The organism is Saccharopolyspora taberi (assembly GCF_039534165.1).
GTDB classification, from domain to species: domain Bacteria; phylum Actinomycetota; class Actinomycetes; order Mycobacteriales; family Pseudonocardiaceae; genus Saccharopolyspora_D; species Saccharopolyspora_D taberi.
Map to the genome: position 1 here is coordinate 58858 of NZ_BAAAUX010000004.1, position 14723 is coordinate 73580.

At 69.6% G+C, this 14723-nt stretch carries 11 protein-coding genes; 7 read left to right on the top strand and 4 right to left on the bottom strand.

From position 1 onward, the window contains the following. The first annotated feature begins 48 nt into the window (after positions 1–48). Positions 49–1071: a methyltransferase gene (locus tag ABD691_RS04425; protein WP_344678088.1), complete on the top strand. Its 1023-nt coding sequence runs from the start codon at positions 49–51 to the stop codon at positions 1069–1071. Positions 1072–1333: 262 nt separating this feature from the next. Here the strand turns inward: ABD691_RS04425 and ABD691_RS04430 are convergent, their stop codons facing one another. From ABD691_RS04430 to ABD691_RS04445, 4 genes are all read right to left on the bottom strand, one after another. Further along, positions 1334–2014 carry a DsbA family oxidoreductase gene (locus ABD691_RS04430; protein ID WP_344678089.1) on the bottom strand — a complete coding sequence of 227 codons (681 nt, stop codon included), beginning with the start codon at positions 2012–2014 and terminating at the stop codon, positions 1334–1336. Between the two features lie 193 nt (positions 2015–2207). Continuing rightward, entirely contained in the window at positions 2208–3065 is an 858-nt protein-coding gene (locus ABD691_RS04435; protein WP_344678090.1) for an SDR family oxidoreductase, read from the bottom strand. 14 nt (positions 3066–3079) lie between these two features. Next, complete coding sequence (locus ABD691_RS04440; protein WP_344678091.1) at positions 3080–4288, bottom strand: NAD(P)/FAD-dependent oxidoreductase; 1209 nt, start codon at positions 4286–4288, stop codon at positions 3080–3082. A 259-nt stretch (positions 4289–4547) separates the two neighbouring features. Continuing rightward, complete coding sequence (locus ABD691_RS04445; RefSeq protein WP_344678092.1) at positions 4548–4925, bottom strand: VOC family protein; 378 nt, start codon at positions 4923–4925, stop codon at positions 4548–4550. A gap of 441 nt (positions 4926–5366) precedes the next feature. On the opposite strand from ABD691_RS04445, the gene ABD691_RS04450 reads away from it, so the two are divergent. The 6 genes from ABD691_RS04450 (at position 5367) to metH (ending at position 14654) form a co-directional block, all read left to right on the top strand. After that, entirely contained in the window at positions 5367–6638 is a 1272-nt protein-coding gene (locus ABD691_RS04450) for an aspartate kinase (RefSeq protein ID WP_344678093.1), read from the top strand. A gap of 40 nt (positions 6639–6678) precedes the next feature. Then, the gene (locus ABD691_RS04455) at positions 6679–7491 is read left to right on the top strand and encodes a 2-amino-3,7-dideoxy-D-threo-hept-6-ulosonate synthase (RefSeq protein ID WP_344678095.1); all 813 of its coding nucleotides are present in this window, start codon (positions 6679–6681) and stop codon (positions 7489–7491) included. A 43-nt stretch (positions 7492–7534) separates the two neighbouring features. Next, on the top strand, positions 7535–8638 hold the full coding sequence (locus tag ABD691_RS04460; protein ID WP_344678096.1) for a 3-dehydroquinate synthase II family protein: 1104 nt from the start codon (positions 7535–7537) through the stop codon (positions 8636–8638). A 144-nt stretch (positions 8639–8782) separates the two neighbouring features. Continuing rightward, positions 8783–9985 carry a methionine adenosyltransferase gene (gene metK, locus ABD691_RS04465; RefSeq protein WP_344678097.1) on the top strand — a complete coding sequence of 401 codons (1203 nt, stop codon included), beginning with the start codon at positions 8783–8785 and terminating at the stop codon, positions 9983–9985. 104 nt (positions 9986–10089) lie between these two features. Beyond that, on the top strand, positions 10090–11064 hold the full coding sequence (locus tag ABD691_RS04470) for a carbohydrate kinase family protein (protein ID WP_344678098.1): 975 nt from the start codon (positions 10090–10092) through the stop codon (positions 11062–11064). Positions 11065–11087: 23 nt separating this feature from the next. Then, positions 11088–14654 carry a methionine synthase gene (gene metH, locus ABD691_RS04475; RefSeq protein WP_344678099.1) on the top strand — a complete coding sequence of 1189 codons (3567 nt, stop codon included), beginning with the start codon at positions 11088–11090 and terminating at the stop codon, positions 14652–14654. The last annotated feature ends 69 nt before the right edge of the window (positions 14655–14723 follow it).

Genomic DNA, 14723 nt, shown 5'->3' on the forward strand with positions numbered 1-14723 from the left:
GGGTGTCCGCGCCGGTTCACTGATCTTCGCGAGCACGAAGGAGAAAACATGACCGCCCTGCCATCACCGCTGCCGCTGATGCAGCTCGCCACCGGCTTCTGGTCGTTCAAGACCCTCGCCGCGGCGCACGAGCTCGACGTGTTCGGCCGGCTGTCCGGCACCAACGGCGTGACCGTCGAGGAGTTCGCGACCCAGTGGGGTCTCGCGCAGCGGCCCGCGGACGCGCTGCTGACCGGCCTGGCCTCGCTGGGCCTGCTGGACAAGAAGGACGGCCGTTACGTCAACAGCGAGCTCAGCGAGACCTACCTGGTTCCCGGCTCCGCCAACGACTTCAGCGGCCTGGTCACCATGTTCGACCGCAGGCTCTACGCGGGCTGGGACGAGCTGGTGCGGGCGCTGAAGACGAACAAGCCCACCACCTGGGACCCCGACGTCGACGCCACGCTCTACGACGCCGCCGACCCGGCGATCATGTCGCTGTTCTGGGGCGCGATGCACTCGATGTCCCGGCTCACCGCCAGGAGCCTCGGCGAGGCCGTGGACCTGAGCCGCTTCCGCTCCCTGCTCGACATCGGCGGCGGTTCGGGTGCGTTCGACATCGAGCTGTGCAAGCAGTACCCGTCGCTGCGGGCGAACGTCTACGACATGAAGTTCGTGACCGAGATCGCCGCGCGCAACATCGAGCAGGAGCAGCTGTCGGACCGGATCGGCGTCACCGGCGGGGACTTCTTCGTCGACGAGACCTACCCGGCCGGCTCGGACCTGCACCTGTACTCGATGATCATGCACGACTGGGTGCCGGAGAAGAACAAGGCGCTGCTGCGCAAGTCCTTCGACGCGCTGCCCTCCGGCGGCATGGTGGTCATCTGCGAGCTGGTCATCGACGACGACAAGACCGGCCCGCCCGCGGCGGCGCTGATGAGCCTGAACAAGCTGGTCGAGACCGAGGGCATGAACTACACCGCGAGCGAGTACTTCGACTGGCTGGGCGGGATCGGGTTCACCGGCCTGGAGGTCGTCCCGTTCGAGTCGCCCGGCGCCAACGCCGCGGTGCTCGCCCGCAAGCCCTGATCCGGCTTCCCCGCGGGCAGAACGGCCGCGCACCGTGCGAACTCCGCGCGGTCGCGGCCGTTCTGCTGTTCGGCGCAACGCTTTTCCCGCACCGGCACGGGGTCGCCGGCCGGACGCGGCTCGGCTGCGCCCGGCCCGTGCGCGTACCTCCACATCGGACTGTGGAAGCGCTCCTGTTGCCGGACAGGGGAAAGCGGCACTGGGACTGCCGCCTGTCCCAGTGCCGCGTGGTAACGGTGATTCGGTTGTCGAGGGCCGAGCCTCAGGGCTTGGCGCGCAGGAGCAGGTCCTCGTAGACGCTCGGGTCGTCGCTCTCGATGACCGGGAAGCCCACTCCCCACCGGCCTTCCCAGCGCAGCTTGATCCCCGGGTTGTGGACGTTGTAGCCGTCCGGGGTGTAGACGTGCGGGCTGCCCTCGACCGCGTCGCTGAGCGACACGGCCAGCTGGTGCTGGATCTCCGGCCGGGCCCGCCCGTGCACGAGGTCGTCGTGCAGCTTCTCGGTGTCCAGCCCGCACTCCCCGGCGATCTCGAGGATCACGTGCTGCATGGAGATCACCCGGCTCTGGCCGAACAGCGCGACGCGCAGCGCCCGGTCCAGCTTCTCGGCCGCCCGCGGCCCCTGCGCCTTGGCGGCCTCGACCGCCTCCAGCGCGAGCAGCACGGTGACCGGGTACTCGTAGGTCGGGAGCTGCCACACCTGCCAGCCCGCGGCCGGTTCCAGGCCCCCGGCGACGGGGATCTCGGCGTCGAGGATGAGCTTGGGCGTGGGGATCTCGTTGATCAGCTCCAGCGGGAAGGCCCTGGGCTCGATGACCACCTGGTCGGTGAGCCCGAGCCGCTCCCGCGTGGCGTGCAGGCGGTGGACCGCGATGTGCGCCCACGGGCAGCCGATGTCGCCGTAGACCACGATCGTGTTCGCCGGAACCTCGACTGTCGTCATCCTCAACCTCTTTCCACGCTGAACGGCACTCCACCCTGAACAGGCGTTCCACCCTGAACAGCAGGCCATCTGAACAGCAGTTCACCTGAACAGCAAGCGGAATTGCCTCCGTTTTTCTGATGTTAACGGCAGCGGGGACGAAACCGCAAGCGCACGGCCGGACCCGCCCCACCCGCGGGGCGGGTCCGGAACGTCAGGACAGCCTGGCCAGCGGGGCGGCGAGGGCGGGCGCGTAACCGGCGAAGTCGCGCGCCTCCCGGCCGGTCAGCTCGGCCACCGCGGGGCTCACCTCTTCGGCGAGGCCCTGGCGGTAGGTGGCGTAGAGCTGCAACCGCGCCCGCACCGCCCACTCCGGGGCGCCCGAGGCGAGCATGCCCTTGCGCGCCTCCTCCTCCGGCACGTCCTCGAAACCCACCGGAACGCCGACCGCGTCGGACAGGATGCGCGCGACCTCCGGGTAGCTCAGCGCGGCCGGACCGGTCAGGTCGTACCGCGCCTTGCCCTGGATCTCGCCGGTGAGCACCTCGGCCGCCACGGCCGCGATGTCGCGGGCGTCGATCCAGCTCACCCTGGCGTCGCCGACCGGCATCCGGATCGCGCCGAAGCGGGCGATCACCGGCAGCCACTGCCGCGAGTTCTGCATGAAACCGTTGCAGCGCAACATCACGTGCGACAGCCCGGACTGCTCCAGCGCGTGCTCGGCGACCTCGTGCTCCTCGTGGATGACCCCGGTCGCGGTCCCGATTCCCAGGGCCGAGACCTTGACCACCGCGGACACCCCGGCCCGCACCGCGGCGTCGATCACCCGCTGCTGGAGGGCGCCCTGCCGCGGGTGCAGCGGGGTCAGCAGGAACAGCGTCCGCACCCCTTCCAGCGCCGGCCTCAGCGTTTCCGGCTGCTCGAAGTCGGCGAGCACGGGGTCGGCCTGCCCGGCGACCGCCGCCGCGCCCCGCGCGTCGCGCACCAGCGCGCGGGGGCGGACGCGGCGGGCCGCGAGCTCGTCGAGCAGGTAGCGGCCCACGGTCCCGGTGGCACCGGTGATGGCGATCATCTGGATACCTCCGATCAGGCCGGCGCCGTCGCCGTGGCCTCGACGATCTCGGCGGGGACGCGCTCGTGGACGGCGGCGTCGGCGATCTTCTCGCCGAGCACCGGCGCGAGCTTGAACAGGTTGTGGCCGGTCACCGCGGTCACCCCGCCGTTCTGCCACACGCCGAAGGCGTCGCTGCCGCCGGGAAGCTTGGTCATCACGCACACCCGCACGCCGACCGGTTCCGGGTCGATGCCGGGCATCGCGCGCCGCACGTACTCCGAGACCCGGCGCACGTGGTCCTCCATCGCCGAGCCCGGGGGCACCGCGCCGTTGCCGTCCATCGGGACGTCGACGCCGGTTCCGATCAGGCCGAAGACGTAGCGGCCGGTGGTGCCGATCGGCGAACCGTAGACGGTCTCGCCGAAGGCCCCGCTCTTGTCGACCCAGCAGGGCTGGCTGTTGGCCAGGTGCTCGTTGCGGATGCGGTAGTGCGGGCGCGCGTGCAGCGCGCAGTTCAGCGGGATGTCGATCCCCACACCGGCGGCCAGCCGGGGAGTGTTGGTGCCCGCGGCGATCACCACGTGCCGGGCCCGGATGATCTCGTCGGCGGTCTGCAGCTCCACGCCGTCGCCGTCGGCCGGGACGGTGACCGTGTGCACCTCGGTGGGCCGGATGCGGCCCGCGGTGAACCCGGTCAGCGCGTCGATGGTGTTGCGGGCCCGGATCGCGCCCGAGTCCGGGTCGTGCAGCAGCCTGCCCTCGACCGGCCCCAGCGCGCTGAACAGCTGGGCGCGCTCGGCGGGGGCGGCGAACCGGTGCGGGACGTCGTTGACCCGCAGGCCGTGCGCGTCCTCCTCCTCGAAGCCGAGGTACACCGTGCCCTCGTCGCCGACCAGGGTCTTGCCGCTGCGCCGCTCCCACTCCCGCCAGAGCACGCGGGAGTCGGCGGCGAGCTTCACGACGTGCGGGGAGTCGTGCCGCGTCCGGAAGGTCCGGCTCAGGCCACCGGACTGGCCCTGGCCGGGCTTGCGGTGGTCGAAGCAGACGACGTCGACGCCGCGGCGGATCAGCGCGTCCGTGACGGCCAGGCCGATCACACCGGCACCGATCACGGCCACGTCGATGTAGTGCCGTAGCGGGGTTGCGGTGCCTGCGCGACCGGCGTTGACGCCGTTGGTGGTGCCGTTGGTGCTGGTGGAGCTACTGCCCGAGAACGCCGCGGACATGGGGACCTCTCCCATCGTGAGATGTGTGTCTGTGTCTGCTCGGCGGATGGCGATTCCGGGCACGCCGAATGCCCGGGCACGGGTCTCTTCCGTGGTGGGTCACCGCTGGGAGGCGTCACCGGGCGCGGGGAGCCGCAGGCCGGGTGCGCGGGAATGCGCAGCGGTCGACCAGACGCGTCTGGCCGGTGGTCCGGCCGCGGGCCGGACCACCGAGGTGGTTCACCGGTTCGCGGGTGCGCGAGCTGGACGCCCGCGCACCCGCGAGCTCAGATGTTCACTCGGGCTGGCCCTCGTAGATGGTGATCTGGTAGCCGTCGAAGGGGTCGCGGAAGATGAACTCACGACCGCAGGAGCCGTCGCAGATCGGCTTGGTGATCTCGACACCGGCCGCGGCGATCTCGGCGACCAGCTTGTCCGGGTCCTCCGCCTTGATCCAGATCACCACGCCGTGGCCGAGCTGGCTGACGATCGACAGGTCGTCGGTCGCCTGGCGCAGCGCGATCTTGATGGGCTTGGCGCCCAGCACCGCGGCGTTGGGGATCTTGGACTCGACCTGGGTGAAACCGACGGTTTCGGTGTAGAAGCGCCGCGACCGCTCCAGATCGCTGACCTGCAGGGTCAGGAAGTCCGGTCCGACAACGTTCGTCGACATGTGCCATCTCCTCGGTAGGGTGCGGTGGCGTTTCACCTCTTGCGGATGCCGAATCTTCCGGATCGGCACGCGACGGGCATCACGTGTTCGCGCCAGTTGTGGCTCTTCTTCTCCCCCGGCCCCGGTCCGCGGGCCCGGACGGCGCGCGGTGATCACCGGCTGAAGCGTCCGTTCGGCGGAGTTCGATGGGATTTTCGGAGTGCGTCCCGGACCGGCGCCCACGAAGTCCTCTTTGGACAACCACGGCGGGCGCGACCGCCACCCCGACCGGTCCCGGACGGCGCAGACCGGGCAATCCGGCAAGAATCACGTGTCCGCGTGATCCGCCGCGCCTCGCGGATGGGTACAAATCTTCCCCAGGACCTCCCACCTCTGCCACGGCAGACGGTCGAAGAAAGATCGTCCGCACTCCCCAACGAGTCCACTGTGGAGAGAAGAAGCATGTCCGACTGGACAGAACTCGTGGTCCACAAGTACGGCGGGACCTCGCTGACAAGCACCCAGCACGTGCAGCGCGCTGCGGCCCAGCTCGACCGCGCCCAACGCGGCGGACGACCCGTGGTCGCGGTCGTCTCCGCGCGCGGGAAGACAACCGACGAACTGCTGGCCGAGGCCGCGGCGATCGGCACCCGGCCCAGCGACGCCGGGCCGGGCTGGGACCGCGAGATCGACCAGCTCCTGGCGTGCGGCGAGAACTCGTCGGCCGCCCTGCTGGCGCTCGCGCTGCGCTCGCGCGGGGTCCCGACGGTGTCGCTGAGCGGCCCGCAGGCCGGGATCACCACCTCGGGGCGGCACGGCGCGGGCACCATCAACGCGATCGACCCGTCCCGCATCGGCGGCCTGCTCCGCGACGGCAACGTCGCCGTGGTCTCGGGTTTCCAGGCCGCGAACCGGGCGGGCGACGTGGTGACCCTGGGCCGCGGCGGCTCCGACACCACGGCGGTCGCGATCGCCGCGGAGTTCGGCGGCCAGTGCGACATCTTCACCGACGTCGACGGGGTGCACACGGCGGATCCCCGGCACATCCCCGACGCCGGGATCCTCGCGGCCGTGGACAGCCGGGTGATGGCCGAGATGGCGTTCGCGGGTGCGCGCGTCCTGCACTCCCGCGCAGCGGCACTGGCCGCCGCGAAGAAGCTGCGGCTGCGCATCCGCAACTCGGGGACCGACGCCATAGGAACGACCATCGTGGAACGGAGTGATCACATGCCCGAGAACGCCAGCTTCGTCACGGCCGTGGTGCACGACCTCGACACCGCCGCGATGACGATCCGCTGCCCCGCGTCGAACGACTCGCTGACCACCGACGTGTTCGCGGTGCTGGCGCGGGAGAACATCAGCACCGACCTGGTGCACGTGGCCGACTCCGACCCGGGCGACGTGGTCATGCGGTTCAGCCTCAAGCGCAGCGAGCTGCCCATCGCGCGGGCCGCGCTCCAGGAGCTGTTCTACGGCAAGGACAGCATCGTGCACGTCGTGGACCGGGTGGCCAAGGTGTCCCTGGTCGGCGCCGGGCTGCTCAACCGTCCGGACAGCACCGCGCTGATGCTGACCACCCTCAGCGCCAACGCGATCCGCAGCAGCTGGGTCTACACCGGCCAGACCCGCACCTCGGTGCTGGTGCCGGAGGACCGCGCGCTGGACGCGGTCGCCCTGCTGCACAGCGCTTTCGAACTGGGCCGGCCAGAACCCGAGCTCGTGGTGCCGGTCTGACACTCCCGGTCGATCTCCTCGATTGAGGAAGGAGCAAGCCTTGTCCACGCGATCCTTCGGTGCCGACATGCGCCTACGGCGGCTGGACCGCCACAACGACGGCAAGCTGTTCGTCGTCCCGCTGGACCACTCCGTCGCCGACGGTCCCCTGGTTCCCCGGACCGGCCTGGACCCGCTGGTCGGTCAGCTGGCGGGCAGCGGGGTCGACGCGATCGTGCTGCACCGCGGCACGTTGCGCCACGTCGACCGCGGCTGGTTCGCGGGGATGTCGCTCATCCTGCACCTGTCCGCCAGCACCGCGCACGCACCCGATCCCAACGCCAAGTACCTGGTCTCCAGCGTCGAGTCCGCGCTGCGCCTGGGTGCGGACGCGGTCAGCGTGCACGTCAACATGGGCGCCGAGTCGGAGCGCGAGCAGATCGCCGACTTCGCGCTGGTCTCCGACGCGTGCGAGCGCTGGAACATGCCGCTGATGGCGATGATCTACCCGCGCGGTCCCAAGATCTCCGACCCGCGGGCCGCCGAGCACGTCGCCCACGCCGCCAGCCTGGGTGCCGACCTCGGCGCCGACATCGTCAAGACCGTCGCGGCCAACCGCAACGACGAGATGGCAGACATCGTCCGCGGTTGCCCGATCCCGATCGTCGCCGCCGGCGGGCCCCGCCTGCCCGAGCCGGGGGCGCTGGACAACTACGTGCGCGGCCTGATGGACGCCGGAGCCGCCGGTGTCGCGATGGGGCGCAACGTCTTCCAGGCGCCGGACCCCGGTGCCACGGCGCGGCGGCTGGCCGCGCTGATCCACCCGGCGCGGGTGTTCGATCCCGCGCCGGAGCTCGAACTCTCCGCTCGGTGACGGTTCCCACCAGATTTGCCCAAAGAAAAAGGAGTGAACACCGGTGAAGCTCTGCTGGCTTGACATCCGCAACCTCCCCGAAGCGCTGAAGACGGCCGTCCTGGAAGAAGCCGTGCACCAGCGGCTGGAAGGTGTGGTGGCCGCCGACCCGGCCGACTTCGAGTCGCTGCCCCCGACCGTGCGCCGGATCCTGCTGCCCAACGGCGACCTGCCTGCGGACTTCGGAGCCGCGGACGTCGTGGTGGTCGACCCCGACCGCCACGGCGAGCCCGCCGAACTCGCGGCCAAGCACCCGTCGGTCGAGTTCGGCCGGTTCGTCGAGATCATCGACGCGCCGACGCTGGAGCTGGCCTGCCAGGCGGCCCGCACCGAGAAGTGGAGCGTGCTGCTGTTCCGCGACCCCACCAAGATCCCGCTGGAGATCGTCATCGCGGCGGCGGCCCGGTCCACCGGCAGCATCATCACGATCGCCGAGGACGTCGAGGAGGCCGAGATCATCTTCGGTGTGCTCGAACTCGGCTCGGACGGCGTCATGATGGCGCCGCGCAAGGTCGGCGACGCCACCGAGCTGCGCGCCGCCTCGGCCACCCAGACCCCGGGTCTGGAACTGGTCGAGCTGGAGGTCACCGCGACCGCGCACGTCGGCATGGGCGAGCGGGCGTGCGTCGACACCGCCACCCACTTCGCCGAGGACGAGGGCCTGCTGATCGGCTCGCACTCCAAGGGCATGATCCTGTGCGTCAGCGAGACCCACCCGCTGCCGTACATGCCGACCCGGCCGTTCCGGGTCAACGCGGGTGCGATCCACTCCTACACCCTGGGCCAGGACGACCGCACGAACTACCTCAGCGAGCTGCACGCGGGCAGCAAGGTGATGGCGGTCAACACCAAGGGCCAGACCCGGATGGTGACGGTGGGCCGGGTCAAGATCGAGACCCGTCCGCTGATCTCGATCGACGCCGTCGCCCCCGACGGCACCACGGTGAACCTGATCCTGCAGGACGACTGGCACGTCCGGGTCCTCGGACCGGGCGCGGTGGTGCTCAACAGCACCGAGCTGCGCCCCGGCGACCGCGTCCTGGGCTACCTGCCCAGCGAGGACCGGCACGTGGGCTACCCGATCAACGAGTACTGCCTGGAGAAGTGACCCACCGCGACTGCGGCGGCTCGGCAGGGGCCGCCGCAGTCGCGTTGGTCGTCCGAGCCGCGCGGGTGCGCGGCTCCGCTGTGCGCGTCGCCGCGGCGGCGCGGTTTTCCCGAGCATCGGCGCTGTTGTGAGTGAGGTTCAGCCGTGAGTGAGATCAACCGCAGGTTGTTCACGAGTGAGTCGGTGACCGAAGGTCACCCGGACAAGATGTGCGACGCGATCAGCGACTCCGTCCTGGACGAGCTGCTGCGGCAGGACCCGCGCTCGCGGGTCGCGGTGGAGACGTTGGTGACGACCGGCCAGGTGCACGTGGCCGGTGAGGTGACCACGCAGGCGTATGCCGACATTCCCGGGATCGTGCGGCAGAAGATCCTGGAGATCGGTTACGACTCCTCGGTCAAGGGCTTCGACGGTGCTTCGTGCGGCGTCAACGTCGCGATCGGCGCGCAGTCGCCGGACATCGGCCAGGGCGTGGACACCGCGCACGAGAGCCGGGTCGAGGGTGTCATCGACGAGATCGCCAAGCAGGGTGCTGGTGACCAGGGTCTGATGTTCGGCTACGCGTGCACGGACACCGACGAGCTGGCGCCGTTGCCGATCACGCTGGCACACCGGTTGTCGCGCCGGCTGACCGAGGTGCGCAAGAACGGCACGCTGCCGTACCTGCGGGCCGACGGCAAGACCCAGGTGACCATCGAGTACGCGGGCGACCAGCCGGTGCGGTTGGACACCGTGGTGCTGTCGACCCAGCACGCCGAGGACATCGACCTCGAAACCACGCTGTCCGGCGACATCCGCAGCCACGTCATCGAGCCGGAGCTGGAGCGGGTCGGGCTGGACACCTCCGGCCTGCGGTTGCTGGTCAACCCGACCGGCCGCTTCGTCGTCGGTGGTCCGATGGGTGACGCGGGCCTGACCGGGCGGAAGATCATCGTCGACACCTACGGCGGCATGGCCCGCCACGGTGGTGGCGCGTTCTCCGGCAAGGACCCGTCGAAGGTGGACCGGTCGGCCGCGTACGCGACGCGCTGGGTTGCGAAGAACGCCGTGGCGGCGGGGCTCGCCGACCGCATCGAGGTGCAGGTCGCGTACGCGATCGGCAAGGCGGCTCCGGTGGGTCTGTTCGTGGAGACCTTCGGCACGGAGAACGTCGACCCGGTCAAGATCCAGGCCGCGATCAACGAGGTCTTCGACCTGCGTCCGGCCGCGATCATCCGCGACCTGGACCTGCTCCGGCCGATCTACGCGCAGACGGCGGCCTACGGCCACTTCGGCCGCAGCGACGTCGACCTGCCGTGGGAGCGCACCGACCGCGCCGCAGCGCTCAAGAGCGCAGCCGGCGCCTGAAGTTCAGACCGCATCGGACCGCGAAGCGCGAACAGCGCGCTCCGCGGTCCGATGCGGTGATCACGACGGATCGTGGACCTCCCGGGGACGAAGGAGCAACAGCAGTGCGGATTGCAGTGACCGGTTCGATCGCCACGGACCACCTGATGGCCTACCCCGGTAGGTTCGCCGAGCAGCTGATCGCCGACCGGCTGGAGCAGGTCTCGCTGTCGTTCCTGGTGGACGACCTCCAGGTGCGCCGCGGCGGGAACGCGGCCAACATCACCTTCGGCCTGGGGCAGCTGGGGGCCGCTTCGGTGCTGGTGGGTTCGGTGGGCCAGGACTTCGACGAGTACCGCGCCTGGCTGGAGCGCCACGGCGTGGACACCAAGTCGGTGCGGGTCTCGGACACCAAGCACACCGCCCGGTTCCTGTGCACGACCGACCAGGACCTGAACCAGATCGCGTCGTTCTACAGCGGAGCGATGGCCGAGGCGCGCGAGATCGAGCTCAAGCCGGTCGCGGACCGCCTGGGCGGCCTCGACATCGTGGTGGTCTCGCCCAACGATCCGGCGGCGATGGTCAACCACACCCGGGAATGCCGGGACCGCGGCTACAAGTTCCTCGCCGACCCCGGCCAGCAGCTCGCCCGGATGAGCGGGGCCGACATCCGGGACCTGGTGGAGGGCGCGGAATTCCTGTTCACCAACGAGTACGAGCACAGCCTGCTGCTCCAGAACACCGGCTGGACGCACGGCGAAGTCCTCGGCCGGGTCGGGAAGTGGATCACCACGCTCGGTCCCAAGGGCGTGCGGGTCGAGGAGGCCGGGAAGCCCGCGAGGGAGATCGCGCCGCCGAAGGAGAAGCGCAAGGGCGACCCGACGGGTGTCGGCGACGCGCTGCGCGCCGGATTCCTGGCCGGTCTGAGCTTCGGCCTGGACGTCGACGGCTCGCTCCAGCTGGGCTGCGCGCTGGCCACCGTCTCCCTGGAGACCGACGGACCGCAGGAATACCAGGTGGATCGGGGGGAGTTCCTCGATCGCTTCGCCGAGAGCTACGGCGGGGCCGCGGCGGACGGGATCCGCCCGAAACTTCGCTGACACCGGGGAAAGGCAGAGAGGTCATGGTTGACCGGCAGAACGATCCCAGCGGGTTCCTGAAAGCCCTGGGCGAGCGGGTGCTCGTCGCCGACGGCGGCATGGGTACGGCGTTGCAGGAGTACGACCTGTCGCTGGACGACTTCGCGAACCTCGAAGGCTGCAACGAAATCCTCAACGAGACCCGCCCGGACGTGGTGACCTCGGTGCACCGCGGGTTCCTGGAAGCGGGTTCGGACGCGATCGAGAGCAACACCTTCGGCACGAACCTGGCCAACCTCGGCGAGTACGGGATTCCCGAGCGGATCCGCGACCTCGCCGAGAAGGGCACCAGGCTGGCGCGGGAGGTCGCCGACGAGTTCTCGACGCCGGACCGGCCGCGGTTCGTGCTCGGCTCGATGGGCCCGGGCACGAAGCTGCCGACACTGGGCCACGCGCCGTACGCGGATCTGCGCGACGCCTATGTCGAGCAGGTGCTGGGCATGCTCGACGGTGGTGTCGACGTGGTGCTGGTCGAGACCTCGCAGGACCTGTTGCAGACGAAGTCCGCGATCGTGGCGGCGAAGCGGGCGATGGAGCAGGCGGGTCGGTGGTTGCCGATCATCGCGCAGGTGACGGTGGAGCAGACCGGCACGATGCTGGTGGGCTCCGAGATCGGTGCGGCGCTGACGGCGTTGGAGCCGTTGGGCATCGACATGATCGGCATGAACTGCGCGACCGGTCCGGCCGAGATGAGCGAGCACCTGCGGGTGCTGGCCCAGCACTCGCGGATCCCGATCTCGGTCATGCCCAACGCCGGCCTGCCCGAACTCGGCCCGAACGGCGCCGTGTACCCCCTCAAGGCCGACGAACTCGCCGAAGCGCTGGTCGGTTTCGTCAACAACTTCGGCGCCCGGCTCGTCGGGGGCTGCTGCGGCACCACGGGTGAGCACGTCCGGGCGGTGTCGGAAGCGGTGGCGTCGTTGTCCCCGGTGGAGCGCAAGCCCACGCACGTCCCGTCGATTTCCTCGATGTACCAGACGGTTCCGTTCGACCAGGACGCCTCGATCCTCAACATCGGCGAGCGCACCAACGCCACCGGTTCCAAGGCGTTCCGGACCGCGATGATCGAGGGCCGCTACGAGGACTGCGTCGAGATCGGCAAAGCGCAGACCCGCGAGGGCGCGCACATGCTCGACCTCAACGTGGACTACGTCGGCCGCGACGGCAAGGAGGACATGCGCGAGCTGGCCACCAGGCTGGCCACCGCATCGACCCTGCCGATCATGGTCGACTCCACCGAACCGGACGTCATCGAGGCCGGGCTGGAGGCGCTGGGCGGCCGGTGCGCGGTGAACTCGGTCAACTACGAGGACGGCACCGGCGAGGACTCGCGGTTCCACCGGGTCATGGAGATGGTGCGCGAGCACGGCGCCACCGTCGTCGGCACCTGCATCGACGAGGAGGGCCAGGCGCGCACCAAGGACTGGAAGGTCCGCGTCGCCGAGCGGCTGATCGACGACCTCACCTCGAACTGGGGCCTCGAAGAGTCCGCGATCATCATCGACCCGCTGGTCTTCCCGATCACCACCGGCCAGGAGGAGGTCCGCAAGGACGGCATCGAGACCATCGAGGCCATCCGCGAGCTCAAGAAGCGCCATCCGGAAGTCCGGACGACGCTGGGGCTTTCCAACGTCTCCTTCGGGCTCAACGCCGCAGCTCGGCAGGTGCTGAACTCGGTGTTCCTGCACGAGTGCCGGGAAGCGGGCCTGGACACCGCGATCCTGCACGCGTCGAAGATCCTGCCGATGAACAAGATCGCCGAGGAGCAGCGGCAGGTCGCGCTGGACCTGGTGTGGGACCGGCGGACCGAGGACTACGACCCGCTCCAGAAGATGATGGAGCTCTTCGAGGGCCAGACCGCCAAGTCCAGCAGTGCCTCGCGGGCCGAGGAACTGGCCAAGCTGCCGCTGTTCGAACGGCTGGAGAAGCGGATCGTCGACGGCGAGCGCAACGGTCTCGAAGCCGATCTCGACGCGGCGATGGCCGAGAAGCCGCCGCTGCAGATCATCAACGAGAACCTGCTGGCCGGGATGAAGGTCGTCGGCGAGCTGTTCGGCTCGGGTCAGATGCAGCTGCCGTTCGTGCTCCAGTCCGCGGAGGTCATGAAGGCCGCCGTCGCCTACCTCGAACCGCACATGGAGAAGGACGACTCCGGCGGCAAGGGCAGGCTCCTGCTCGCGACGGTCAAGGGCGACGTGCACGACATCGGCAAGAACCTGGTCGACATCATCGTCTCCAACAACGGCTACGAAGTCGTCAACCTGGGGATCAAGCAGCCGATCAACGCGATCCTGGACGCCGCCGAGGAGCACGAGGTCGACGCCATCGGCATGTCCGGGCTGCTCGTCAAATCCACGGTGATCATGAAGGACAACCTGGAGGAGATGAACGCCCGCGGCATCGCTGACAAGTACCCGGTCCTGCTGGGTGGCGCGGCCCTGACCCGGGCCTACGTCGAAAGCGACCTGGACGAGATCTACCAGGGCGACGTCCGCTACGCCAAGGACGCCTTCGAGGGCCTGCACCTGATGGACCGGCTGATGTCCATCAAGCGCGGGGACAACCCCGAGGAGGACGCCGCAGAAGAGGCGAAGAAGGCCGAGCGCAAGGCTCGCAGGGAGCGGTCGCAGCGGATCGCCGAGAAGCGCAAGGCCGACCAGGGCGACGAACCCGGGTACGACGACACCACGCGGTCCGATGTGGACGCCACCTCACCGGTGCCGACACCGCCGTTCTGGGGATCGAAGGTCATCAAGGGGATCCCGGTCGCCGACTACCTCGCGCTGCTCGACGAACGCGCGACGTTCTTCGGGCAGTGGGGCCTGCGCGGCGCGAAGAAGGGCGAAGGGCCGTCGTACGAAGAACTCGTGGGTTCCGAGGGCCGGCCGAGGCTGCGGTACTGGATCGACGAGCTGGCGACTGCGGGCATCCTCCGGCACGCGGCCGTCGTCTACGGTTACTTCCCCTGCGTGACCGAGGGGAACCACCTCCTGGTGCTGGACAAGGACGAACCGGACGCCCAGGAGCGCACCCGGTTCTTCTTCCCGAGGCAGAAGCGCGACCGGCGGCTGTGCCTGGCCGACTTCTTCCGATCCCGCGAGGAAGCTGAGCGCACCGGTCAGGTGGACGTGCTGCCGATGCAGCTCGTGACCATGGGGCAGCCGATCGCTGATTACGCCAACGAGTTGTTCGCCAAGAACGCCTACCGGGACTACCTGGAGATCCACGGGATGGGCGTGCAGCTCACCGAGGCGCTCGCCGAGTACTGGCACCGCCGCGTCCGGCGCGAACTGCGCTGGTCGGCAGGCGGCTCGGTGGCCGAGGAAGATCCCGCCGACGTCAGGGAATTCTTCAAGCTGGGCTACCGAGGCGCGCGGTATTCGTTCGGCTACGGCGCCTGCCCTGAAATCGAGGACCGCGCCAAGATCGTCGACCTGCTTGATGCCGGGCGGATCGGGGTCGTGCTCTCGGAGGAGTTCCAGCTGCATCCCGAGCAGTCGACCGACGCCATCATCGCCCACCACCCGGAAGCGAAGTACTTCAACACCTGATCCGCAAGGATCGAGAAAGGAAATCATGAGCGCGAAGCTGCAGCAGGTCAATGGCATCGAGTTCGCGGT